Here is a 24,473-nt window from a genome sequence, read left to right as displayed (position 1 = left end):
TTGGGCAACCAGTACTGAGGGGCACAAAACTGGGGGTTGCGACTGTTTATCAAAAACACAGGGCTCTGCGAAATCGCAAGATGACGTATAGGGTCTGACGCCTGCCCGGTGCCGGAAGGTTAAAAGGAGATGTGCAAGCATTGAATTGAAGCCCCGGTGAACGGCGGCCGTAACTATAACGGTCCTAAGGTAGCGAAATTCCTTGTCGGGTAAGTTCCGACCTGCACGAATGGCGTAACGACTTCCCCACTGTCTCCAACATAGACTCAGCGAAATTGAATTCCCCGTGAAGATGCGGGGTACCCGCGGTCAGACGGAAAGACCCCGTGAACCTTTACTACAGCTTCACAGTGGCATTAAAGAATATATGTGTAGGATAGGTGGGAGGCTTTGAAGCTCTGGCGCCAGCTGGAGTGGAGCCAACCTTGAAATACCACCCTTGTCTTCTTTGATGTCTAACCGCGCCCCTGGATGGGGCCGGGACCCTGTGTGGCGGGTAGTTTGACTGGGGCGGTCGCCTCCCAAAGTGTAACGGAGGCGCGCGATGGTAGGCTCAGAGCGGTCGGACATCGCTCGTTGAGTGCAATGGCATAAGCCTGCCTGACTGCGAGCTCGACGGAGCGAGCAGAGACGAAAGTCGGTCATAGTGATCCGGTGGTCCCGCGTGGAAGGGCCATCGCTCAACGGATAAAAGGTACTCCGGGGATAACAGGCTGATGATGCCCAAGAGTCCATATCGACGGCATCGTTTGGCACCTCGATGTCGGCTCATCACATCCTGGGGCTGGAGAAGGTCCCAAGGGTTCGGCTGTTCGCCGATTAAAGTGGTACGTGAGCTGGGTTCAGAACGTCGCGAGACAGTTTGGTCCCTATCTGCCGTGGGTGTTGGATACTTGAGAGGATTTGTCCCTAGTACGAGAGGACCGGGATGAACACACCTCTGGTGGACCTGTTGTGGCGCCAGCCGCATTGCAGGGTAGCTATGTGTGGACTAGATAACCGCTGAAAGCATCTAAGCGGGAAACTAACCTCAAAACCAGGTATCCCTGAGAGCCGTCCAAGACCAGGACGTCGATAGGTCAGGTGTGGAAGTGCCGCGAGGCATGAAGCTAACTGATACTAATTGCTCGATAGGCTTGATCCCTGAAACTCATGTGTAGTTGAAAGCTCAGACTTTCACTGACGAGTTCAGTCAAAGACATTTTGGTTTCTTACAATCGCTAGCTGGTTTCCGCCGACCTGGTGGTAATGGCAGGGGGTCCCCACCGGATCCCATCCCGAACTCCGTCGTTAAGCCCCCTTGCGCCAATGGTACTACGTCTTAAGGCGTGGGAGAGTAGGTCGCTGCCGGGTCTGCAGAGCCCAGATACCGATTGTAATTCTTGCAGACATGTCTTTCTCTTACACTATGGCCGCCTTCGGGCGGTCAGCCATCGCGATCTTGACGATCAAGGTGGCCCGGGCCGGCCCCAGCCATACCGGCGGGCCGGTTTTTTGTTTCAGACGCAGAGATGCTTCGGGAACAAGACAGAATTGACGCGGGATGGAGCAGTCCGGTAGCTCGTCAGGCTCATAACCTGAAGGTCACAGGTTCAAATCCTGTTCCCGCACCCAAAAAGGCCCCTGATTTCCTCGCGGAGATCGGGGGCTTTTCCTTTTTGGGCATAGCGTCTCGCCAGTTGGGGAGGGCTACTCGCCCGCATCGCGCTCCGGAGCTGCCCTCACGGGTGGGCAGGGGTGGCAAGACGGCGTGCTGGAACGCGCGGCTCAAGGCGCGTGCTCTTCTATCTCTTATGATGTTTGCAGAAGGCTTTGGCCGCCAGGGGTGTTTCTCCGGCCGCGGAAAGAGCCCCGCTGGCCAGTCATACCGGGAGGAGCTGAAGAAACAGCCAGACGATATACCCGCCCAGCGCGATCCATGGCCCGAAAGCGATCATGGAGTGCCCGGAGACAGCCTGGCGCTTGAGGGCCGCCCGGAGAACAACGCTCAGGATTGCGGCGAGCGACGCGATCAGCAGGACAGGGGGAATGCCTGTCAGCCCGGTCCACATGCCGATGGCGCCCAGCAGTTTGGCGTCGCCGCGGCCCAGCCCGTGTATGCCCCTCAGCCGCAGATAGCTGATCTCGACCAGCCAGAGCAGGCCAAAACCCGCCACTGCGCCGGCAAGATGCCAGACCCAGTTCTCCTGCCGGAAGAGGGCGACCATAAGCCCGCCCAGAAGGAAGACCGCGAGGTTCAGCCCGTCGGGCAGCAGATAGCTGCGCAGGTCTATCAGCGCGAGCGCCAGAAGCAACCAGCCAAAAGTTATTGTAAAACAAAGAAATATAGGGCTTTCCGGTAATAGGAGTATGCTAGCGGCCGCCACCCCGGCGCCGCCAAGGCCGGCCAGGAACGGGCGCGGCCTGGCCACTGTCTCTCCGGGCGCTGCAGCCTTCCCAGCATATTTCACGGCCCATGCATCGAGGCCGGCGCCTGTCAGGAAGCCGGTGATCACGCCAGCCGGCAGAAGGAAAGGTTCAAGCCAGGTCATGGCCTGTCATAACCCGCCAATCCGGCCGCTGCCATTCCGGCAATCTCTCAGTTGGCGGCGCGGCCGGCATTGGCGGCAACCGGATCGAACGTGTCGGAACATTGCGGCCCGGTATCGCCCGCTTTCAGATAGCTGATGCAATAATACGCGGCGCGGGTGCCATCCTCGAAAGTGGGCAGGCCGTGCCATTGAAACTGTTCTTCCTGCCCGCTCCAGAGCTGGATGATGATCCGGCTGGGGTGCTGCGGGATGGGGTGATCGTCATGCGTCGCCGTATGCATCAGCTCGCCGTCGACATACCAGCGGATCCGGTCGGGCTCCCAGTCAAAGGCATAAAGGTGAACTTCCTTGCTGGCATCGAAGGGCAGGGGAATCTCGAGATAGCGATAGGGCTCGCCATCGGTGAAATAGTTGGCGGTAACCATGTTGAGATCCTTGCCGAGGAATTCGATGTCGATCTCGTCATGCTGGGCGCCGAACTGTTCGGAGGTGTGGGTGAAAAGGGCGCTGACCGTGCCAGAGCCGGGGGCCGGCGTCATCACGACTTCGACCCGCCCGAAGGAATAGAGGCCGCGCCGCTGGTATTCAGCGCCGGCGAGCTTCTTGGCGCCCACGCGCATCCGGCGCAGCTCCAGCTCCACCCGGTCGTCGAAGAAATGAATATGCCGCGCCAGCCAGGCCGGATGCGGCGAGGGGTAGGTCATGTTGGCCTTGTACCAGCGGGTGGGATCGTGGCCGTCGCCGAAATTGTGAATGAAGGAGGCGCCCTCTGCAGCGTCGGACGCCATGGGCGGATAGCCCTCCGGAACGGGGATCTGTTCGGCGGGCAGGTGCGCCTCTTCATGCGGGTTAAGCGGAGCAACCACCACCGGCGCAGACCCGACGGGCGCGGTCAGCACCGAGCCCGCCAGGAGCCCGATCAGGATTATCCCAAACACAGCGCCAAGCCGGGCGGCGGTATCGTCGCTCAATTTCACCCAGCTACCCACGAACATCAGCCACTCAAAAACAGGCCCCGCCAAGAGCCTGTTCCCTCTAGATCCTACTTCAAAAGGAAGTTGAAAAAGCGGCTCCCAGCAAGCCGCTTTTTTAGTCCCAGTTCTGTTACCAGGCGCCCTCGGATTTGAGCACTGCCGGGATAGTCTTGAGGATGATCATCACATCGCCCCAGAAAGAGCGGGTCTGAGCATAGGAGGTGTCCATGCGGACGCGCTCCGGATAGCTGATCTTGCTACGGCCGCTGATCTGCCAGAGGCCGGTGATGCCGGGGCGAACGCTGCAATAGTCGGCAAAGTTTTCGCCATATTTGCCGCGCTCGGAGAGCGAGATCGGACGCGGACCGACGAGCGACATGTCTCCTTTCAGCACATTGATGAGCTGGGGCAGTTCGTCGATTGAGGTGGCGCGGATGAAGCGGCCAAGGGGGGTGATGCGCGGGTCGTGCGTCAGCTTCTGTGTCAGTTCCCATTCGCGCTTGGCTTCCGGGTTGGAGTCCAGCAGCGCCTGCAGCCGTTCCGCCGCATCCGGCACCATGGAGCGCAGTTTGTAGCATTTGAACGTGCGGCCATGCTGGCCGTAGCGGGTGTGCGAGAAAATGGCTGCCTGACCGTCCTGAAGGCGGACCATCAGGGCAACGATCAAAAGCAACGGAGCGACAAAGATCAGGCCCAGCGAAGCGGCCATGATGTCGAGCGCGCGCTTCGCCGTGAACGAGTTGCGCGGGTTCGGCCGGCGCGGCTCGCTGATGACAAAGCCGTCCTCCTCGACACCGCCAGTCGTGTCGGTGATCCGGAATTCCATTGGTAGTCCCCTTTGTACTCTACGCCGCGTTACACTTGTTAATCCGCGCGACTGCTTTTCAGCCTTAGTCCCCATATGACCGGGCCGCGCGGAGCTCATGTATTGGCGTTTGCAATTCGTATACCACTTTCGCGTTTGCGAAATAAGGGCTTTCTTAAACTTTCTCCTCTCAGGCGAAGTATTCGTCAAATATTGGCACAGTCTGCCGCCCGGCGGGGCAGTTGCAATGGTTTATCGTTTGTTAAACATGAATGGATCGCAACGAGCTGTCCCATATTCGCTCAAGACACAAAAAAAGCGCCGCAATGAGCGGCGCTTTCTGTCCAGACTGTTGAGGGAATCGGTACTTAGAAAATCCGCTCACCGATTCGAATCGTGTCGCCGGGCTTCACCACCGTGGACGGGGTAAGATCGTAGGCGACCTCCTGATTGCCATCCATGCTCTTGATATACACGACGCGCTTGTTCGCCCGATAGGAGAACCCGCCCGCTGCTGCAACAGCGTTCTGAACTGTCAGACCGCTCGTATACGGATACTCACCGGGCCGGCCGACTTCACCAAGGATGTAATAGGGGCGGTAGTTGATCACTTCTACGCTCACGCGCGGGTCCAGCACATAGCCATCGGCGAGTTTGGTTGCGACGGCATTTTCCAGATCGACGGTCGAGAGGCCAACAGCGGCCACCTGGCCGATCAGAGGCAGCGAGATGGCGCCCGCGCCGTCCACTTCGAATTCACCCGACAGGGTGGGGTGGCCGAAGACGGTCACGCGCAGCCGGTCGCTGGAACCCAGCGTGTAGGCTGTGGCGATCTGGGACTGGGTGGTTACGCCAGCGTCGCGGGCGCCGGCAGTGGGGCTGGTGGTGCCACAGGCAGAAACCATCAGTCCGAGGGCGAGGGCCATGATGGCCAGAAAGGAGCGAAGCGTCAGCATGCTGCAGGGTCTCCTGAATTCGTTCACGGGATGACGGGGTCCCGGAAGCCATAATCACTAAATTTCAGGTATTAAGAAAAGCAACATCTGTGCCGAAAAGGCGCGCGGCCGAGAGCTTTCCGGTGAGGAACGCCCCTGTATCAAGGCCAATCCTGCGGTCATCTCTATGGATTGCGTCTTCCGGCGTGTGCCCGTGAACAATCAGGTGATCGAAGGGCAGTGCGTCGTCGAGGAACTCCTCGCGGATCCACAGCATGTCCCGCTGGCTCTGCTTTTCGAGGCTCAGTCCGGGCCGCAGGCCTGCATGGACGAACAGGTAATCGCCGGCGACATGATAGGGTTTCAGCGACTGGAAAAAGCTGAGGTGGCTTTCTGGCAGACGTTCGCGGAAAGCTTCCCAGAGTTTGGTCCAGGCGTCGCGGACCTTGGCCATCTCTTCATGGGAATTCAGGCTGGCCCGGCTGTTGGGCGGGGCGAAGCCATAAGAATAGAGTGTCTCGCCGCCGCCAAAGCGCGTCCACTGGGTGCCGAAATTAACCTCCTGAAGGAAGCGGAGCAGCGCTTCTTCATGGTTCCCGAGCAGGAAAACGGGGTCATACCGGTCCAGGGCGCCGCTGGTGAAATACTCGATCACGTCGCGCGATTGCAGGCCGCGGTCGATGTAGTCGCCCAGAAAAATGATCTGCGGCTTAACCCCTTCCGGGAGCTGCGCGGCATCAGCATCGATCTGCTCCACCAGGCGCAGCAGCAGGTCCATCCGGCCATGGATATCGCCCACTGCGTACAGGCACAGCCCTTCGGGGGCCTGGGTTATCCGCTGCAGGACGGGCGGAGCGCTGGGTGTTTCGCTGAAAGCGGCAACGTCTTCTTCGCGCGGGGATGTGCGAAATTGGGAAAGGATATTGCGACGCGCCGCGTCTGCCGAGCGGCTGAACTGGCCAAATCGGGCCCTCAAGGCATCCGCAAGCTTTCCTCTGGTCAAAACCATCATAGTTATCCCCGGTAGCGGGCAACTTATCCGATTAACCTTGTGAAACCAAGAAATCGGATGTGAGTTTTACCGCTTCCCGGCAACACTTTCCCAAGTAAATCCGGCCGCCCAGGCCAGATGCATTGTGCCCGCAGCCACGCCTGAGAGCAGGCCGCAGAGCGATTTGTGCTTCCAGGCAATTGCCGCAGAGGCGCCAGCCAGCACGCTTAGATAGCCCGCAGGCAAGATGAATGCCTGCCACTGAAAGAGGCCCGCCACGAGGCCGGTCAGACAGAGTGCCAGTATCAAGATGGGCGCCGCTTGGCGCAGTTTCAATCTGGCCTTGTGTTTACGCAGGTTTTTCGCCCGGCCTTTACCATAGTTGAAATACTGCCGCGCCAGGGCTTTGACCGATCCGCGCGGCGTGTAGGCGATGCGGATATCGGCATCGAGCCACACCCTGCCGCCCCCCTTGCAGACGCGGTAATCGTATTCGGCGTCTTCATTGTGAGAGAAGGCTCCGTCATAGCCGCCCACGCTGCGGAACCAGACAATGTCAAAGCCGGCATGGTGGCCATGATCGACATATTGAGACTTGCGCCCGCCGCGATGGGCCGAGCCCCCCGAGCCGAGAAGTGTGTCGACGATCCAGGCGTTCGCCTTCTCGAAACAGGTCTCGCCGACAGCATCCATCGGGATCACGACGGAGGCGGCGCAGGTCCGCTTCAGCGCTTCGGCGACATGCAGGATGAAGTTTGGCGGATAAGTCGAATGGGCATCACACCGTATCAGCCAGCGCGTGCCGGGTGTGGCGTGCGCGGTGGCGGCAAGGTTGATCGCCGCAGATTGAAGCCGCTTCTCGTTTACCAACAGCCGCAGATTCGGGAACTCTGCCATCAGCCGCTTCACGATGGCGACCGTCTCATCCGTGCTGCCCCCATCGGCGACCGTCAGCGGGATAAGCCGGAGCAGGGGGCTGCCATTCATGAGAGAGCGAATGCATGTCTCAATATGGCGCGCTTCGTTAAGGGCAGGGATCACCGCGAGGATCGAGCTGGGGTCGACGCCTTGCGGTAGAGGTCTGAAAGTTGCCGTGTTTATGGAAGTCAGCATTGGTGTGTTGCCGGTTGATCGTTGCGTTCAAAAAAACTAGAGCAAATTCCGTTCCACCCAACATAAGCAGGATAACAAATTCTCTAGATATCTGTAACTCCCGCAAGGCTCCGCCAGGCCGATCAAATCCTTGAGGGCTGACGCCGGGATAGGCTTGCCGCCGGGCGCGGACTCCATACTGTAGCGAAGAACGATAATTCGCGGAGGAACCTCATGATTGGCGTAGTCGCAAAGCTGAAAATCCAGGATGGTAAACAGGCTGAGTTTGAGCAGGTCGCCAAGGACCTGATGGCCAAGGTAAAGGCGAATGAGCCGGGCTGCCTGACCTACCAGCTCTACAAGACCAAAGGCTCGTCCACCGAATATATCTTCATGGAACAGTATGCTTCGGCCGACGCGCTGAAATCCCACGGCCAGACCGAGTATTTCAAGGCAGCTGGTCCCAAGCTGGGCGCTGTCCTCGCCGGCGCGCCCGACGTCCAGTATTACGACATCGTAGAATAACAGCCCAACCGGAGCCCCGCGCATGGACCTCTCGCTTTCGCCAGCCGATCAGAAGTTTCAGCAGGAAGTGCGCGACTGGATCGCGGAAAACTTCGATGCCGAACTGCGTGCGAAAATGGCGCTCACCAAGAATGGCTATGTCGACAAGGCGAGCCAGGTGGCCTGGCAGAAGAAGCTGGCGTCGAAAGGCTGGATCGCTCCCAACTGGCCGAAGGAATATGGCGGGCCCGGCCTCAGCGCCACCCAGCGTCATATCCTCCATGCCGAGCTTTCCGGCGCGGGCACGCCCAATGTCGCGCCTTTCGGGGTGTCGATGGTGGCCCCGGTCATCATGGCCTTCGGCAATGAGGCGCAGAAGAAGGAACACCTTCCGAAAATCCTGTCTTCCGATGTCTGGTGGTGTCAGGGCTATTCGGAGCCCGGCGCGGGGTCCGACCTTGCCGGCCTGCAGATGTCTGCGGTGCGCGATGGCGACGAATATGTGCTCAACGGCTCGAAGATCTGGACGACGCTGGCCCAGTGGGCCGACATGATCTTCTGCCTGGTGCGCACCGACAAAACCGGCAAGCCGCAGGAAGGCATCAGCTTCATCGTTTTCCCGATGACGCTGCCGGGGATCACCATCCGCCCGCTGCCCACGCTGGATGGGCCTGCCGAAGGCCAGCACGAGATCAATCAGGTTTTCTTCGAGAATGTCCGCGTCAAGATCAAGGACGCGCTGATCGGCGAAGAGAACAAGGGCTGGACCTATGCCAAATATCTGCTCGAGTTCGAGCGGGGCAATGCCTACGCGTCCGGCCTGCGCAACATGCTGCGCAAGGTGCGCAAGATCGCGTCCAAGGAAGTGGCCGGGGATGTGCCGGTCCTGCGCGACCCTGATTTTGCCCGCAAGCTGGCGCGCACCGAGATCCGTGTTGAAGCAATCGACGCCACCGAGCAGCGTGTGCTCTCGGCCCTGTCTGCGGGTCAGAATGTCGGCCCGGAAAGCTCGATGCTGAAATATCAGGGCTCCGAGGTTCAGCAGGAAATCACAGAACTCGCGCTGGAGGCTGCCGGCATCTACGGCAATCCCTTCGTGCAGGATACGATTGCGCTGGCCGAGCCCGGCACCAATGCCGAATCTCCGACGCCGGAGCATCTCCTCACGGCGGCGCCGAGCTACTTCAATTACAGGAAGACCTCTATCTACGCCGGGTCCAACGAGATCCAGCGCAATATCATAGCGAAGATGGTGCTGGGCCTGTAACGGCCCAAGCAACACACTCTACATCGGGAGGAATTGAATGGCGGTTACCCAGGCTGGTAAGCCGGGCCTGTTCACGCGCTTGTCGTTTGGAATCGGCGGCGCGGCGGATGGCATCAAGAACAATGGCTTCGATTACGCGCTGTTGTTCTTCTACAGCAATATCATGGGCGTGGATGCCGGCCTGGTAGGCGTCGCCCTGCTGATTGCGCTGATCATCGATGCGGTGTCAGACCCCGTGGTCGGCTACTGGTCGGATAATATGCGCACCCGCTTCGGCCGCCGCCATCCCTTCATGTATGCCGCGCTGATCCCGACGGCGATCACCTATTTCCTCACCTGGAACCCGCCGGAAGGCCTGACCGGCAATGATCTCTTCCCCTGGCTGGTGGCCACCACCATCCTCGTGCGGATCAGCTTCACCTTCTATGATGTGCCCAGTTCCGCCCTGTCTGCGGAACTCACCTCCGACTATGACGAGCGCACCTCGCTCATGTCGCTGCGTTACTTCTTCGGCTGGTTTGGCGGGCTGACGATCCAGATTCTGCTGTTCCGCTTCCTGCTTGTGCCCACCGAGGAAATCCCGGTCGGGGTGTTCAACGTCGAGGGCTGGAACACCTATGGGCTCGTGTCGGCCATCTGTATCCTGACGGCCGTTGCCATCTGCGCCCTCGGCACGCACAGCCACATCCCCCGCCTGAAGGCGGCCCCGCCTGCGCGAAACCTGACGCTGGGCAAGATCTTTGGCGAAATCTTCGAGACGATCTCCAACCCGTCTTTCCGGGCGCTGTTCATCGCCACGCTTTGCGGCCTGATCGCCACCGGTATCTCGGCGACGCTCAACCAGTATATCAACACAATCTTCTGGGAGTTCGACAATACCCAGATCGCCAACCTCACCATGGGGGTCTATGTCTCAGCCATCCTTGCCCTGATCATCGCGCCGATCGTGGGCAAGACCTTCGGCAAGAAGCGCGGCGCCATGACTATTGGCGCGCTCGCATTCACCATTGCGCCGCTGCCGGTCTTCCTGCGCCTCTTCGGCCTCCTTCCGCCGAACGGGTCGGACGAACTCTTCCTCATCATCATCTCGATCACGATCTTTGATCTCTCGCTGATCATTGCCACGCAGATGCTGCTCGGCTCGATGGTCGCAGACATCGTTGAGGATTCCGAGCTGCAGACCGGCCGGCGGTCGGAAGGCATCTTCTTTGCCGGCATCAGCTTCATTCGGAAGCTGTCGCAGGGGGCAGGGGTAATCACCGCCTCCATGGTGCTGGCGGTTGCCGGTCTTTCCCAGGGTGGGGGCGTTGACGCAGCCACACCGGAATCGATTCGCATGCTCGGCTGGGGCTATGGCATCTCGCTGCTCACCGCCTGGACCCTGATGCTCATCTGCATCAGCTTCTACCGCATCAGCCGCGAAAGCCATGCCGACAATCTCGAAAAGCTGAGACTGCGGCAGGCAGAACAGGATGCGCAGTAACCCGCCCATGCCGCCGCCGGGAACGTCCTTGCGTCCCTGCGGCGGTATGACCTGTCTGAAATGTCATGCGGGCGCGATTGCGCCATAATTCGCTCCGCAATAGAGCCATGATCATGACCCATCTCAAGATCATGACTCGACACGCTTCCAAGCTCCTCGCGGCCGCCTTCCTCGCCGTGATCATGGCCCTGACCATGGTAATCATGCCCGTCTTCGCGCAGGGCGCGCCGGATGAGCGCGTGCCCGCCTCGACGGCCGAAATCAGCCTCACCTTCGCGCCCCTCGTGCGCCAGGCCTCGCCCGCCGTCGTCAACGTCTACACCGAGAAGAACGTCGCCCAGCGCGGCATGACGCTGGAACAGATGATGTTCGGCGTGGCTCCGCAAAGCCGCGTGCAAAACTCGCTCGGCTCGGGTGTCATCGTCGGCGCAGACGGCATCATCGTCACCAACAACCATGTCATTCAGGGCGCCGATACCTTCCGCGTGGTCCTCAGCGACCGGCGCGAATACGCTGCCGAACTGCTGCTGGGCGATGAGCGCACCGACCTTGCCGTGCTGCGCATCAACACCGAAGGCCAGCGCCTGCCGGTGCTGCCTTTCGCGGATACGCGCGACGCGCAGGTCGGCGATCTCGTCCTCGCCATCGGCAACCCCTTCGGCGTCGGCCAGACGGTCACCAACGGCATCATCTCCGCCACCGCGCGGACGGACGTTGGCATCAACGACTACTCCTTCTTCATCCAGACCGACGCGGCCGTGAACCCCGGCAACTCAGGCGGCGCTCTCGTCAATACGCGCGGCGAACTCGTCGGCGTCAACACGGCGATCTTCTCGCGCACCGGCGGCTCGGTCGGTATTGGCTTTGCGATCCCCTCCGAAATGGTCAAGCGCGTGGTCGACGCGGCCGTCAATGGCGGCACCTTCGTGCGCCCCTGGCTCGGGCTGGCCGCCCAATCGGTCAGCTTTGACATTGCCAAGGCGCAGGGCCTATCCCGCCCTGTCGGCGTGATGGTCACCGAAGTGTACCCCGATGGCCCGGCCGAGCGCGCCGGCCTGCGCCGCGGCGATCTCGTCACCGCGATTGATGACCGGGAAGTGTTCGACGAAAAAGGCCTGAAATTCCTCGCCGCCATCCGCAATCCGGGCGAGCAGGCAAAGCTTTCGATCCTGCGCGGCGGCAAGAACCAGACCATCAATGTGAGGGTCGAGCCCCCGCCGGGCGCCACCGAGGCCGATGTGGTCCTCCTCACCAACGGGTCGGTCTTCAACGGCGCCCGCGTGATCGAACTCTCGCCGCGCCTGGCCGAGGAAAATGGCCTGGATCCCTTCACGCGTGGCTCGGGCATCTACGTTCACTCCGTCACGCGCGGCACCATCTCGCGCAACTATTTCCGCCCCGGCGACATCATTCGCTCCGTGAACGGAAAGCAGACCAAGACAGTGAAGGAAATTCAGGAAGTCCTGAAACAGAACACCCGCGAATGGGACATCGAAATCGAACGCAACGGCCGCGTCGTCAGGGGCACGGTCCGCACCTGATCCGCCCGCAAAGGGGCGTAACCTTCGACACGCGCGGCGGGCGCCAGTCCGTCTGAGGACAGGGCTCCTGCTGTGATCGCGGCCCGCCGTCTCCTCCACATTTTTATTTCAGCCCGTGTGCATCCAAAAGGCGTCCCGGCCGCATCTGCTCTCTGTGATAATGCGGGAGATCGCCATGAAATTCATCCAGGCCCTTGCAGCAGCGTCCCTGTTGCTGATTGCTCCGGCTTTTGCCGGCTCGCCGTCGGAAGCGTTCGATCCGCGCAGCCTGCAACAACGCCTGCATGGCGCGCCGGCACAGCTTCTGGTGTTGGGCACCCCCCACCTTTCCGGCGCGCCGGAGGATTTCGACCCCGCCGTGCTGGAGCCGCTGCTGCAGCGCCTTGCCGCTTTCGCGCCGGATGTGATCGCGATCGAAAACCTCTCTGGTGAGAGTATCCGCGCGCTCAAGGACTATGAGGCGATCTATCAGGAGACGGCTGATGTCTACAGTGGCCGCCTGCTCAAGGGTGCCGCGCTCGCCGCTGGGCAGATTGGTCTCGACCTGCCGGCCGCAGATGCAGAGGTGCGCCGGACACTCGCAGAGTTTCCAGATGCGCCATCACCTGCGCAGCGGCGCCAACTGGCCGCGCTCTTTGCCGCATCGGGCGATACGCATTCCGCCCTGGTCCAGTGGTGGCGCCTGCCGGAAGCGGAGCGGGTGGCTGCGGACGGAATTTCTCCGGAACTTGCCGCGTTCTTGGGCGAATATGATACCCGCCGGAATGAAAGCCATCTGATCGGGGCGCGGCTCGCCGAGCGTCTCGGTCTGGAACGGGTCTATCCGGTAGACGATCATCACAGTGATGACCTGATCTATCCCATCATTCCACAGTTGAGCGAGTTCTTTGAAGCTCAGAACATCGGCGCCGTTTTTGAGATGCCTGAATATCAGCGGCTGATCCAGGCCACAGACCGGCTTCGGACGCCGGAGGAAGCGCTGGACACATATCGCTACCTCAATTCGCCGGAGGCGGGCCAGCTCGACGTCGCGCTGCAATGGGCGCTGCTGATCGACCGGCCCTCGCCGGATCATGCGGGCCGGGTGCGCATGGCCGAATGGGAGGCGCGCAATCTTCGGCAGGTGGCTCATATCCGCGAGGCGATGGCCCATGCGCCTGGAGGGCGCGTGCTCGTGATCATCGGCTCGGCGCACAAGCCCTGGCTCGACGCCTATCTCGCCATGATAAGCGACATCGAAGTGGTCGATGCGGCGGCCGTTCTCGGGGAGCCCTGACTGTTACGCCGCCCCGATCGTCGTGCGGTGCAGCAGCCGGTCATGGCCGGCATAGCCGCCGGTGGCCATGTGCAGTGTGCAGCGATTGTCCCACATCAGCAGCATACCTTTTTCCCAGCGGTGCCGGTATTGAAACTCCGGCCGTGTCTGCCAGCGGTAAATCTCGGTCACCAGATCCCAGCCTTCCTGCTGGTCCATACCTTCCACGCCCACAATATAGCCCGCGCAGCCAAACAGGCTCTCGCGCCCCGTTTCCGGGTGTGTACGGATGAAAGGGTGGGCGTAGGTTGCCTCGGCCTCGTCGGACGGGCGGATATCCATGCTGCGGCCCTTGTCGCCGGCGCCATACATGCCCTTTGACGAATAGGCATTGCGCGCTGAGTGGATCGCCTTCTTCCCCTCGATGCGGCGGCGCAGGTCTGTGGGCATTTCGGCCAGCGCCTTATACTGGTTCACGAACAGCGTATCGCCGCCCTCGGGCGGTATGGTGATGCCATAAAGGCAGGTGCCCTGCGGCGGCCTCTCCTGAAAGCTCCAGTCCGAATGCCAGCTTTCGGCAAAGATCGGCGAGGTTTCATCCGCCGCCCGTTTCACCGCGATGATATGCTGGCGCCCCGGTATCGGCGCGATGAACGGATCGTCGCCAAACGGACCGAAGGCTAGCGTGAAGCGTTCCAGATCATCCTCGCTCAGCTGCTGATCCGGAAAGCAGATCACCTGATGCCCGAGCCAGGCGCCACGGATATCCGCGGCAAGATCAGCGGAGATGGGCTGTGAAAGATCCACGCCGCGCACCTGGGCGCCGCAGGCCATATCGGATGGGATAACAGTCAGGGTCATTTTATATTTCCTCCCAGTCCCCACCTTACCACGCCCCGCCCGAAGTCCTAGAATACTCCCATGAGCGATCTTTTTTCCGCCGCCGGCCTCGAAGAAGGCGCGCCCCGCCCGCTGGCAGACCGGCTGCGTCCGAAGAAGCTGTCCGAAGTGGTCGGGCAGGGGCATCTGATCGGGCCGGATGGGCCCATCGGGGCCATGCTGCGCAATGGGCGCCTCGTTTCCATGATCCTCTGGGGCCCGCCCGGCGTCGGCAAGACGACGATCGCCCGCCTCCTCGCCCAGGAAACCGATCTGGAGTTTGAGGCCCTCTCGGCCATCTTCTCCGGCGTCAAGGATCTGCGCGCCGCCTTCGACAAGGCCGAGGCCCGCCGCCGCATCGGCAAGGGCACGCTCCTCTTCGTGGACGAGATCCACCGCTTCAACCGCTCCCAGCAGGATGGCTTCCTGCCTTTCGTGGAAAGCGGCACGGTCACGCTGGTGGGCGCCACCACCGAGAACCCCAGCTTCGAGCTCAACGGCGCGCTGCTCTCCCGCTGCCAGGTCATGGTGCTCAAACGCCTTGAAGACACCGACCTGCGAGAACTGATGACGCGCGCCGAAAAGGCAGTGGGCCGCCGCCTGCCGGCCGTGCCCGAGGCGCGCGAAGCCCTTATCCGCATGGCCGATGGCGACGGGCGCTACCTGCTCAACCTGGTCGAACAGGCCTACGCCATGCGCGGCGAGCCGGGCCTGCTCAGCCTTGAGGAAATCGCCACCGGCCTGCAGAAACGCGCTGCCGCCTATGACAAGGACAGGGAAGAGCACTATAACCTCATCTCCGCCCTGCACAAATCCGTGCGCGGATCAGATCCCGATGCGGCGCTCTACTGGTTCGCCCGCATGCTGGAAGGGGGCGAAGACCCGCTCTTCATCGCCCGCCGTCTCATCCGCATGGCAAGCGAGGATATCGGCCTTGCTGACCCAACCGCCCTGATGATCTGCGGGGAGGCTGCCCGGTCCTATGAACGCCTCGGCTCGCCGGAAGGCGAACTGATGCTCGCCCACGCCGTTATCCACCTGGCCACCGCGCCCAAATCCAACGCCGCTTACGTCGCCTACAAGGCCGCCCGCCGCGCCGCCGCTGAGACCGGCAGCCTGATGCCGCCGAAACACATCCTCAACGCGCCGACCTCCATGATGAAGGATCAGGGCTATGGCTCCGGCTATGTCTATGATCACGATACGGAGGAAGGCTTCTCCGGCCAGGACTATTTCCCCGAAGCCATGGGCCGCCAGGAATTCTACACCCCCAAAGGCGCAGGGCGCGAGAAGCCGATTGCAGATCAGCTTGCGCGGTTTGCAGAGATGCGGCGCAGGCGCGGGGAAGGATGAGGCCTGGCCCGAAAGCACCATTCCTGCAGATGTCGGAAGCCACCCCCCTCCAGCCCCTGGATGTGCAGACTGCGGCGGATCTTATCAACCGGCAGTTTCCGGAACTGACGAGGCTTGAAATCCGTTTGCAGCCCTCGCTGGGAACGGACAATACCATTGTTCGCATCGGCAAGGATCTTTGCGCCCGCTTCCCCAAAGTTGCGTGGGCCACCGGCACCGCGCAGCGGGAAACAGGTGTTCTGCCCCGCATGGGTCGCGCTCCGATTGCCGTTCCCGCGGTTTATGGTGCCGGTCAGCCGAGTGAAACCTACCCTCATTCCTGGTCTGTGCTGAGCTGGCTGCCTGGAATTCCGCTTACAGACGGCGCCCTTGCTGATCCTGCCGCCGCTGCGGGACAGCTTGCCGGATTTCGCGCGTTCCTGCGAAGCGTGCCACCCGATGATGCCTTCCGTTTTTGCCCCGGCAACAATTGGCGGGGCGCGCCGCTTTCGGTTCGCACCGGGTCATTTCAGGCCGCTCTTGCCCGGTTGCCGGACGTCGATGCTGCCTGGGCAAACCGGCTCTGGTCGCAGGCGCTCCGCGCAGAGGCGCCATTCTCGCCCGCCTGGTTGCACGGCGATATCCATCCTGGAAACATACTTGTCGAAAACGGCCAGTTATCCGGCGTTATCGACTGGGGGCTTTGCGGGGTGGGCGATGCGGCCTGCGACCTTCTCAGTGCCTGGGCGATGTTTGACGCGCCCGCGCGGGAAATTTTCCGCGCCGCGCTTGGCGCAAGCGAAGCAGAATGGCTGCGCGGCGCCGGATGGGCCTTATCAATGGCGGTGATCTTTCTGCCATACGCCTATGAGAATGGCCTTCCCTGTGACATGTCGGAAAAGATGATAGAGCGCCTCATGGAAGATTTCGCATGACCCGCAACCGCGACATTCCCTCGCTCAGCGCCGAAGCTGCCGCCCTCGCGCGTAGCCTGCTGATCCATGAGGATGCGGCTGTCCTGGCGTTCAACAAGCCCTCCGGCATGGCGTCTCAGGGTGGGGGCGGGGTGGGCCAGTCGCTGGATGATCTGCTCTGGGCCTTTGCCAAGTCCAATGGCAAACGCCCGCGCCTTGTCCACCGGCTGGACCTGGGCACCTCCGGCGTCATCATCGCCGCGCGCACCCAGCCGGCCGCCGCATTCCTCTCTGCCGCTTTTGCCGGCCGGGATACACAGAAAACCTATCTGGCGCTGGTGAAAGGAAAAATTCCGCAGGCGGAGCATGGGGTGATCGACGCGGCCCTCGTCAAGGTCGAGGAAGGCGGGCGCCCGCGGATGATCCTGGCAAAGCCCGGCCGCAAGGGTGCCCAGAGCGCGCGGACGGGGTGGAAAACCCTCGCCCGCAATGGCAATCAGGCCCTCATGCAGCTCTCCCCGGAAACCGGACGCATGCACCAGATCCGCGTGCATCTGATGTCGCTCGGCTGCCCCATCCTGGGCGACGGCCTCTATGGTGAAGGGCAGGCAACCGGCGCCCGCGTGATGCTGCATGCCGCCCGCCTGGAAGTGCCCCATCCCGAGGGCGGAACGCTGGCGCTCGAGGCGCCGGTGCCGGATGATTTTCGTCAGGCCGCCGCCCGCGCAGGCGTTCAGGCTGGCTTGTAATAGTCCCGGTACCAGTCGACGAAGCGGGCAATGCCCGTGCGATAGTCCGTGTCCGGCGTATATCCCGTGAGGGCCTGAAGCAGGCGCACATCGGCAAAGGTCTGCTTCACATCGCCCGGCTGCATGTCCAGCATGTTCTTTTCCGCCTTGCGGCCAATGGCTTCCTCAATCGCGTCGATATAGTCCATCAGGCGCACAGGATTGGCATTGCCAATGTTTACGAGCCGGTAGGGCGCCACGGGCGAAAGGGAATCCCCCCGGATAAGGTGATTGCCGATCTGTGGCGGAACATCCATCAGCCGGCGGATCGCCTCTACCAGATCATCGATATAGGTAAAGTCGCGCAAGAGGTCGCCATGATTGAACACGTCGATCGGCTGACCCTTGAAAATCTTGTCCGTGAACAGAAAGAACGCCATGTCCGGCCGGCCCCAGGGCCCATACACGCTGAAAAAGCGCAGCACCGTTGTGGGCACGCCATAAAGATGGGCATGGCTGTGCGCGATCAGTTCGCTCGCCAGCTTCGTCGCCGCATAGATGGTCAGCGGGTAGGGCGCCGAGTCGCGCTCTTCGAACGGGAACTTCTGGTTCGCCCCATAGGCCGAGCTGGTCGACGCCAGCACCAGATGCTGCGTGTTATAGCGGCGGGAAAATTCGATGACATTGAACGAGCCGACGATATTGGCGTCGATATAATCGCGCGGATGGTCGAGGCTGTAGCGCACGCCCGCCTGCGCCGCAAAATGCACCACCATGTCGGGCGTATCGCGCCGGAACACCGCTTCGAGCGCCTCGCTGTCCTCGATGCGGATACGCTCCAGCTGAAACCCCTCGAACGCGGTCAGGCGGGCGGCGCGGTCTTCCTTCAGCTGTGGGTCGTAATAAGGGGTGAAACAGTCCACGCCGGTCACGCTGTGGCCTTCTTTGAGAAGCCGCAGCGCCATCTCGCTCCCGATGAAGCCGGCCGCGCCGGTTACGAGGATTTTCATGTCAGTCTCATCTCAAATCGCGCCCGGCGCACTAGCCATCACTTGCCCCGAATGTGCAACACCCCCGCCAGTTGGGCGAGGGTGCGCGGCAGGTCAATTGCAGCCAGCAATCAGCGTTCGCGGATGCGCGGCCCGATGGCCATGGCCTGTCCGGAGTTCATCGCTTCTGCGGTGGCGAGTTCTTCCAGCAGCACCTGGGTGCGCTCGTCGCCTGCGAAGGCGCTGATGACGGCGGCGGCGCGGGCAGTTTCTGCGGAGACGCCGAACAGGTCTTCCAGGGCTTCAAAGCCGGTCTTGCGGTAGGGGTAGAAGGCAAGGCGCGGTTTCACGTCAGCTTCGATACCGGCCAGGGATTTGGCCTTCTCGATGGCGTCCATGAAGGTGCCGATCTCGTCGACGAGGCCTTGCTGCTTGGCCGCTTCCCCGGTCCAGACGCGGCCGCGGGCCACTTCATGCACCTGGTCATAGGTCATGCCGCGGCCTTCGCCGACATGGGCAAGGAACCGGTCATAGCCGCGCTTCAGGCTGGCCTTCACTTCGGCTTCCTGGCTTTCGGTGAAGGGCGCGGTGCCCCAGGCGGAGGCAAAGTCGCCGCCAACGGTCACGGTGTCGAAGGTGACGCCGATCTTGTTGAAGGTGCCATCAATGGCCAGCTTGCCGCCGAAGATGCCGATCGAGCCGGTCAGAGTGGCGCGGTTGGCGAGAATGGCGTCCGCGCCGGTCGACACATAATAGCCGCCCGATGCTGCCAGGCTGCCCATCGAGACGACCACCGGTTTGCCCGCTTCCTTGGCCCGCTCCACAGCGCGCCAGATCTGGTCAGATGCCGTCGGAGAGCCTCCGGGGCTGTCGACCCGGAAGACGATGGCTTTCACATCCTCATCTTCAGCCGCGTCGAGAATCGCGCGGGCGATCACGTCCGAGGCAAAAGCCGGCGGGTCGGAGAAGGGCGAGCTGCTGGTCGCGCCGCCGGTGACGATGGCGCCTTCGCCGCCGATCACCGCAATCAGCGGGGCCTTGCTGTTATACTTCGCAGGCGAGGTATAGGCGGCCAGGTCGATCAGCTCGGCATCGTCGCTGCCGGCACGTTCCTTGGCGGCTTCCTGCGCGTCTTCCGGCCAGCCGAGCTTGTCGATCAGTTTCAGCTCGACGGCGTTTTCAGCCGTTTTCGGGCCGCTTTCCAGAATCGTGCGCAGCTGTCCCGGCTCCAGGCCGCGATCTGCCGCGATGTCGCTCAGCGCGGTGGCCCAGATCGAATTGGCCAGCGCTTCCATCGCTTCGCGGTGGGGGCCGGTATAGCTCGTCTCATTATAAGAGTTGGGCGCGTTCTTGTATTCGTAGAGAGGATAGACCTGCGGCTCCAGGGCGATCTTGTCGAACAGGCCCTTGTAGAACTCAGTCTCGAACACGACGCCGGTGACCATCAGATCGGTGCCCGGCTGCATCCAGATTTCATCGGCTGCGGCGATCGAGTGAAACGCCGAAGGGCCGCTGGCCCCGAACATGCCCTGGGAATGGGCAATGACGAATTTGCCCGACCCCTGGAAGCTTTTCAGCGCCTGGCGCAGTTCTTCGGCGCGGCTCGTGCCAAAGCCCATATCGGCGCCGCGGATATAGATGCCTTTCACCGACTTGTCGGCTTCGGCCTCTTTCAGCTTCAGCAGCAGGTCGATGAAGCCGGGCGTGCCGGAAAGGGCGGCGAATCCGCCAGAGGGCGCCTGATCGGGATAGTTGGCGTTCAGGTCCAGCGTCAGGACAATATTGGCGGGGTGGGGCGGCTTGGCGCTGACGGCCATGCCGATAAGCGTGAAAAGAAAAAAGAAGCCTAGGACGATGAACAGGATCATCGCCGTGAAGGCGCCTGCCATGGACAGCAGAAAAGTTTTCATTTCCGGGAGGCCTTCCTTGAGGGCGCGCGGAGTGCGCAAACGGGTTCTGGAATGATATTGTTGATAATCGATAAAATGTAAAGACCTGCTATGCTGCGGGCGCTTGCCGCAGCCTTTCAGATGAAATCCGTGTGCAAAACGCTGGAAGCGGGTGTTGCCAGCGCAATAAAGGTTGGCTATCTGGCGCTTCCACTGTTGGGGTGTCGCCAAGTGGTAAGGCAGCGGTTTTTGGTACCGCCACCCTAGGTTCGAATCCTAGCACCCCAGCCACTCTCTCCCGCATCTGTCTCTTTCTTGGTGCTTTGTCCCGTTGTCTGGGCCGAAGGGGCGGACTTGTTTCTTCTATTGCGTTTGATTGAAGCCGGGGTTTCTCTGGTTGCGCGCGCCGCTTGTTTTCAGGCTCGGGCACAAGGCCGGTGGGGGCGCGCAGGTTCGCCGATAACCGGCGAGGGGGGCAATATGAAGAATCTCGCGAAACAGCGCCTGGCGTTTGCCGTCATTGCCGGGCTGATGCTCAGTGTTTTCGGCGCGCCGGTCATGGCGCAGGGGGAGGAAGCGCCCGCCCCGTGGATCCCGATGAAGACCACCAGCGGCTGCACCTTCTTTCTCTACGATTATGATGACCCGGCCGGCTCCTGGTACAAGGAAGCGGGCTGGACCTGGACGGGCGGCTGCGCAAACGGCGTTGCCTCCGGCTCAGGAGACCTGACCACACAGCGCATTGATAGTGGTGGGGGAAGTTATTCGACGGGCTATCGCGGCGCCTTGATCGGCGGATATATGAACGGGCGCATCGAAGAGATCCACAACGGCAAGATGCTGGCGAGCTATTACTGGCAGTCTTTCGACATGGGGTGCGGAGACGCAGCGCACTTTGTCTATTGCGTGCCTGCAACCCTCACGCCGGCATCTGCGCCAGCGCCGGCGGCTCCGACAGCGGCGTCATCCTCCTCGCGCCTGGGCACCGATACCGCCGCAATAAAGGCGGCACTGTCCGGGGCCCCTGAAGACCGCGTATTCGCCATGCTGGCGGAGCTGATCGAGACCGGCCAGATAGATCTGGCGCGGGAGGCCGAGGTGCAACTGGCCCGGCGGTATCCGAACTCGCCGCTGATCTCTGTCGCGCGCCAGCTGCTGGACGCCTTGAAAACCGGGCCTTCGGTGCCCACCGGCGCCAGCGGGACAAGGGTGACCCATGATTTTCTGCGCCAGGCCGCTGAGGCGACCTACGGCAATGCGACGAATATCAGCTCAGGTGGATTGCCTGCCTATGAGGTGATGGTGGTCCGCGACGGGAACCGCCTTCCTGTTGTTGTCGAGCTTTCCGGCAACATGGAATATCTCTGGGTGTCCGTGCGCCTCACCGATCGTCCGGTGTCTCCGGAAGTCGCCTCGCGCGCCCTGCAGAGAGTGAAGGATTTGCAGCCCACAATGATGTGGGAATTCAACGGGCTGCGCATCGGGCGCGCGATCGCCAATGAGGGGCTCACGGCGGAAGAAGTCCGTCAGGCGATTGATCAGGTGACGGCTGACGCGCTCGCCACCATTGACCTCTGGGGGAATTGAATCGCCGCGATAAGGTGAGTGGCTTGCCTTAAAAAAGATATATTCAGCCCGACTAATGCCCCCTTATGCGGCATCGCTGCCCCATTAAGCTGCATCTGACATGCCAGCGCATGTAAACTTGTCATGTTCGGTCGCTAGAGGGGCCCAGCCGGTGCTTTGAGTGGCGCCGGAAACGAACTGCGCGGGGCTGGTTGCGTTACAATGTGGTCAGGATATTTTCTAAGGAATGGTAAAGCCTGATTGATCCGAAATTAGAGGATTGTTACCGTCAGGGTTCACAGCTAAGGCCTTTCGGCGCTCCGCAGCAGAATGCCGCTGGGTCTATCAGACAAGAATAGAGGACGGACAGCGTCCCGTTACCATGCAGGGGAGGTGATTGGGTTTTGATTCTCCCATCCACTTCCGGGTTCACTTTGCGGCTCTGTGTGTGTGAGCCGGCATAAGATCGGGACGGCCTCGTGAGCAGGCTCGCCCGCAACCAGGATTTACGCGCCCCGGAGAGGGTGCGTCACCGTTTGTTTGGAGAGTTGAGAGGCTAACCTCATGAAGAAACTTCTTTCACCCGCTCGCAGCGTGATCGCTGCCGCGCTGATCGCCGGGCTGGCCATTCCAGCTCAGGCTCAATTCCGCGAGGCGCTGAACACGGGCGAGCAAGCGACCCGGAGAGCCGAACAGATCCAGGATCAGATCAACCAGCTGGATGATCAACGTTCGGATATGGTTCGCGAATACCGCACGCTCCTGCAGCGTCGCGACGCTGCTGAGCTCTTTGCAAAGCAGCAGGAACTCGTCGTGCAGAGCCAGCGGGAAGAGATTGCCTCGCTCACCGAACAGCTCGGCTCGATCGACGACATCACCGCGCAGACTGTCCCGATGCTGCTCGGCATGATCGAAGACCTGAAGCTCTTTGTTGCCGCCGACCTGCCTTTCAAGATGGAAGAGCGTAACGCCCGCCTTGAAGCGCTGGACGGCGTGATGCGCAGCCCGAACGTTTCTGCCTCCGAACAGTACCGCCTGATCATGGAAGCCTACCAGGCTGAGATGGAATACGGCCGCACGATCGACACCTGGCAGGAAGAGATCTCCATCGACGGCAACCCGACCACCGTGGACATGTTCCTCTATGGCCGTGTTTCTTACGTCTACCTGACGCCGAACGGCAGAGCTGCCCGCTTTGACCGCGCCACCGGTGAGTGGGTCAACCTGCCTGGCAGCTACGTGCCGGAAGTCCAGCGCGCCATCCGCGTCGCTCAGGGCAAGGCCCAGCAGGTCGTTCTGTTCGCCCCGGTCCAGAAGTTCTCGGTCCAGTAAACGGCCCGAACCGTCAGACACAAAGGTTTTCAAAACATGTTCAAGTTCAAATCCTCTCTGAAGGCTCTGGGTGTTTCTGTCCTCGTTGCGGCAACTGCTGCCACGATGGCGCCCCCGGCCGTCGCTCAGACCCTTTCTGAAGTGCTCGCTGCGGTTCGCCGCGACTCCGAGCAGATGTCCGCCGCTGACCAGGCTCGCCTGCGCGAATTCCAGCAGGACACCGCCAGCCAGTCCGCCCGTATGGCCGAAGCTCGCAACGCGCTCGCCGCTGCTGAAGGCCGCGCCGCAGCTCTCAGCCGCGAGTTCGATGCCAACGAAGCCCAGCTCGGCGCTCTGGAAGCAGAAGTTTCGGCTCAGGCCGGTGACTTCCAGGAACTGCTTGGCCAGTTCCGCTCGGCAGCCGGCGCCACGATGCCGGAAATCGCCAACTCGGTCGCCAACTTCGACTATAAAGACCGCGTGGAAGCCATCGCCGAGATCGCTGAAGCCCGCGTCCTGCCGACCCGCGCCCAGCTGGAGCGTCTGCCCAAGGCAATGCTGCAGGAAATGATCGCCCAGTCCGAAGTCAAGACCTTCACCGCGACGGTCAACGGCATCGGCGCTGACGGCTCGAATGGCGAAGCTGAACTGATCCGCGTCGGCGTGTTCACCGCCGCCACCACCTCTGGCCGCGACTTCGTCGAAGTCCGTGGTGGCCAGGGTTCCGACACCTTCCTGCAGGTCTTCGCGAAACAGCCGGGCGGCGCTTACTCCTCCGGTATCGCTTCGCTGATCCGCGCGGGTGAAGGCGAAGTCGTCCGCGCTCCGGTCGATCCGTCGAAAGGCAACCTCTTCGGTATCCTCGGCGACCTGCCGACCTTCGGTGATCGTCTGAAACAGGGCGGTGAAGTCGGTGCCGTGATCGCCACTCTGGCCGTCGCCGGTATCCTGCTCGGCCTGTTCAAGATCTTCACCCTCTTCACCATGGGCGGCGCAATGCGCGGCACGGCGAAAACCCGCCAGGCCGGCACCGGCAACCCGCTGGCCCGCGTGTTCGAAGTCTACGAGAACAACCGCAATGCCGATGTTGAAACCCTCGAGCTGAAGCTGGACGAGCAGATCCTGCGCGAAAGCCCCCGCATCGAGCGCTTCAACGACATCATCAAAGTGCTTGCTGCCGTCGCCCCGCTGCTCGGTCTTCTGGGTACGGTCGTCGGTATGATCATCACCTTCACCGCCATCACCATCTACGGTGCCGGCGATCCGAAGCTGATGGCTGGCGGTATCTCGGTCGCTCTCATGACCACGGTGTTCGGTCTCGTCGCAGCTATCCCGCTGCTTCTGATCCACGCTGTTGTCTCGGCTATGGCCCGCGGCAACCAGCAGCTCCTCGACGAGCAGGCCGCTGGCCTCGTCGCCGAGAAGATGGAATCCGTCCACGGGGGCCGGGCATAAGCCCGCCCCTCAGAGCGCTCGAGGAGTAACCC

At 61.6% G+C, this 24,473-nt stretch carries 20 protein-coding genes, 2 tRNA genes and 2 rRNA genes (1 of these 24 running past the window's edge); 15 read left to right on the top strand and 9 right to left on the bottom strand.

Going from position 1 to position 24,473, the window contains the following annotated elements; genetic code table 11:
- From BBF93_RS13810 to BBF93_RS13800, 3 genes are all read left to right on the top strand, one after another.
- A 23S ribosomal RNA gene (locus BBF93_RS13810) occupies window positions 1-1,144 on the top strand; it begins 1,629 nt to the left of the window's first position.
- 94 nt (window positions 1,145-1,238) lie between these two features.
- Window positions 1,239-1,353, top strand: a 5S ribosomal RNA gene (rrf, locus tag BBF93_RS13805).
- Between the two features lie 184 nt (window positions 1,354-1,537).
- Window positions 1,538-1,614 (top strand) — tRNA-Met (locus BBF93_RS13800).
- Window positions 1,615-1,862: 248 nt separating this feature from the next.
- On the opposite strand, the gene BBF93_RS13795 is transcribed toward BBF93_RS13800, so the two are convergent.
- The 6 genes from BBF93_RS13795 to BBF93_RS13770 all read right to left on the bottom strand — a co-directional run bounded on the left by BBF93_RS13795 (window position 1,863) and on the right by BBF93_RS13770 (window position 7,349).
- A complete protein-coding gene (locus tag BBF93_RS13795; protein ID WP_114106314.1) occupies window positions 1,863-2,531 on the bottom strand; it encodes an A24 family peptidase in 669 nt (222 codons plus the stop codon).
- 47 nt (window positions 2,532-2,578) lie between these two features.
- Entirely contained in the window at window positions 2,579-3,553 is a 975-nt protein-coding gene (locus tag BBF93_RS13790; RefSeq protein WP_114106312.1) for a family 16 glycosylhydrolase, read from the bottom strand.
- A gap of 82 nt (window positions 3,554-3,635) precedes the next feature.
- Window positions 3,636-4,331 carry a sugar transferase gene (locus tag BBF93_RS13785; RefSeq protein WP_114106310.1) on the bottom strand — a complete coding sequence of 232 codons (696 nt, stop codon included), beginning with the start codon at window positions 4,329-4,331 and terminating at the stop codon, window positions 3,636-3,638.
- 347 nt (window positions 4,332-4,678) lie between these two features.
- A complete protein-coding gene (locus BBF93_RS13780; RefSeq protein WP_114106308.1) occupies window positions 4,679-5,266 on the bottom strand; it encodes a polysaccharide biosynthesis/export family protein in 588 nt (195 codons plus the stop codon).
- 64 nt (window positions 5,267-5,330) lie between these two features.
- Window positions 5,331-6,221 carry a metallophosphoesterase family protein gene (locus BBF93_RS13775; RefSeq protein ID WP_051612616.1) on the bottom strand — a complete coding sequence of 297 codons (891 nt, stop codon included), beginning with the start codon at window positions 6,219-6,221 and terminating at the stop codon, window positions 5,331-5,333.
- 102 nt (window positions 6,222-6,323) lie between these two features.
- Entirely contained in the window at window positions 6,324-7,349 is a 1,026-nt protein-coding gene (locus BBF93_RS13770) for a glycosyltransferase family 2 protein (protein WP_114106306.1), read from the bottom strand.
- A gap of 213 nt (window positions 7,350-7,562) precedes the next feature.
- Here BBF93_RS13770 and BBF93_RS13765 point away from each other — a divergent pair, with 213 nt between their 5' ends.
- The 5 genes from BBF93_RS13765 to BBF93_RS13745 all read left to right on the top strand — a co-directional run bounded on the left by BBF93_RS13765 (window position 7,563) and on the right by BBF93_RS13745 (window position 13,399).
- Complete coding sequence (locus tag BBF93_RS13765; protein WP_035599787.1) at window positions 7,563-7,853, top strand: putative quinol monooxygenase; 291 nt, start codon at window positions 7,563-7,565, stop codon at window positions 7,851-7,853.
- A 22-nt stretch (window positions 7,854-7,875) separates the two neighbouring features.
- Window positions 7,876-9,099, top strand: a complete 1,224-nt coding sequence (locus BBF93_RS13760) for an acyl-CoA dehydrogenase family protein (RefSeq protein ID WP_114106304.1) — start codon at window positions 7,876-7,878, stop codon at window positions 9,097-9,099.
- 37 nt (window positions 9,100-9,136) lie between these two features.
- Window positions 9,137-10,582: an MFS transporter gene (locus BBF93_RS13755; protein ID WP_035599781.1), complete on the top strand. Its 1,446-nt coding sequence runs from the start codon at window positions 9,137-9,139 to the stop codon at window positions 10,580-10,582.
- Window positions 10,583-10,695: 113 nt separating this feature from the next.
- Window positions 10,696-12,123: a Do family serine endopeptidase gene (locus BBF93_RS13750; RefSeq protein WP_233349134.1), complete on the top strand. Its 1,428-nt coding sequence runs from the start codon at window positions 10,696-10,698 to the stop codon at window positions 12,121-12,123.
- 175 nt (window positions 12,124-12,298) lie between these two features.
- On the top strand, window positions 12,299-13,399 hold the full coding sequence (locus tag BBF93_RS13745; RefSeq protein WP_162786573.1) for a DUF5694 domain-containing protein: 1,101 nt from the start codon (window positions 12,299-12,301) through the stop codon (window positions 13,397-13,399).
- A gap of 3 nt (window positions 13,400-13,402) precedes the next feature.
- Here the strand turns inward: BBF93_RS13745 and BBF93_RS13740 are convergent, their stop codons facing one another.
- Window positions 13,403-14,239, bottom strand: a complete 837-nt coding sequence (locus tag BBF93_RS13740; protein ID WP_114106301.1) for a TauD/TfdA family dioxygenase — start codon at window positions 14,237-14,239, stop codon at window positions 13,403-13,405.
- A gap of 60 nt (window positions 14,240-14,299) precedes the next feature.
- Between BBF93_RS13740 and BBF93_RS13735 the strand changes: the two genes are divergently transcribed.
- From BBF93_RS13735 to BBF93_RS13725, 3 genes are read left to right on the top strand one after another with little or no spacing between them, the layout of a single operon-like run.
- Entirely contained in the window at window positions 14,300-15,610 is a 1,311-nt protein-coding gene (locus BBF93_RS13735; protein ID WP_114106300.1) for a replication-associated recombination protein A, read from the top strand.
- 29 nt (window positions 15,611-15,639) lie between these two features.
- Window positions 15,640-16,524, top strand: coding sequence for an aminoglycoside phosphotransferase family protein (locus BBF93_RS13730; protein ID WP_162786572.1), 885 nt, complete (start codon window positions 15,640-15,642; stop codon window positions 16,522-16,524).
- A complete protein-coding gene (locus tag BBF93_RS13725) occupies window positions 16,521-17,252 on the top strand; it encodes an RluA family pseudouridine synthase (RefSeq protein ID WP_114106298.1) in 732 nt (243 codons plus the stop codon). The genes BBF93_RS13730 and BBF93_RS13725 overlap by 4 nt, the downstream gene beginning before the upstream one ends.
- On the opposite strand, the gene BBF93_RS13720 is transcribed toward BBF93_RS13725, so the two are convergent.
- A complete protein-coding gene (locus BBF93_RS13720; RefSeq protein WP_035599759.1) occupies window positions 17,237-18,241 on the bottom strand; it encodes an NAD-dependent epimerase/dehydratase family protein in 1,005 nt (334 codons plus the stop codon). The genes BBF93_RS13725 and BBF93_RS13720 overlap by 16 nt on opposite strands.
- Window positions 18,242-18,351: 110 nt before the next feature.
- On the bottom strand, window positions 18,352-20,130 hold the full coding sequence (gene sppA, locus BBF93_RS13715) for a signal peptide peptidase SppA (RefSeq protein WP_035599757.1): 1,779 nt from the start codon (window positions 20,128-20,130) through the stop codon (window positions 18,352-18,354).
- Window positions 20,131-20,326: 196 nt separating this feature from the next.
- Here sppA and BBF93_RS13710 point away from each other — a divergent pair.
- The 4 genes from BBF93_RS13710 (at window position 20,327) to BBF93_RS13695 (ending at window position 24,441) form a co-directional block, all read left to right on the top strand.
- Window positions 20,327-20,400 (top strand) — tRNA-Gln (locus BBF93_RS13710).
- 189 nt (window positions 20,401-20,589) lie between these two features.
- On the top strand, window positions 20,590-21,696 hold the full coding sequence (locus tag BBF93_RS13705; protein ID WP_114106296.1) for a hypothetical protein: 1,107 nt from the start codon (window positions 20,590-20,592) through the stop codon (window positions 21,694-21,696).
- 543 nt (window positions 21,697-22,239) lie between these two features.
- Window positions 22,240-23,007, top strand: coding sequence for a DUF3450 domain-containing protein (locus BBF93_RS13700; protein ID WP_035599751.1), 768 nt, complete (start codon window positions 22,240-22,242; stop codon window positions 23,005-23,007).
- Between the two features lie 36 nt (window positions 23,008-23,043).
- Window positions 23,044-24,441 (top strand): MotA/TolQ/ExbB proton channel family protein, encoded by a 1,398-nt coding sequence (locus BBF93_RS13695; protein WP_114106295.1) that lies wholly within the window; start codon window positions 23,044-23,046, stop codon window positions 24,439-24,441.
- The last annotated feature ends 32 nt before the right edge of the window (window positions 24,442-24,473 follow it).

The organism is Hyphomonas sp. CACIAM 19H1, assembly GCF_003325995.1.
In the GTDB taxonomy this organism is placed as follows: domain Bacteria; phylum Pseudomonadota; class Alphaproteobacteria; order Caulobacterales; family Hyphomonadaceae; genus Hyphomonas; species Hyphomonas polymorpha.
The sequence above is the reverse complement of the archived record's forward strand: the minus strand, read 5'-3'. Positions and strand labels throughout refer to the sequence as shown.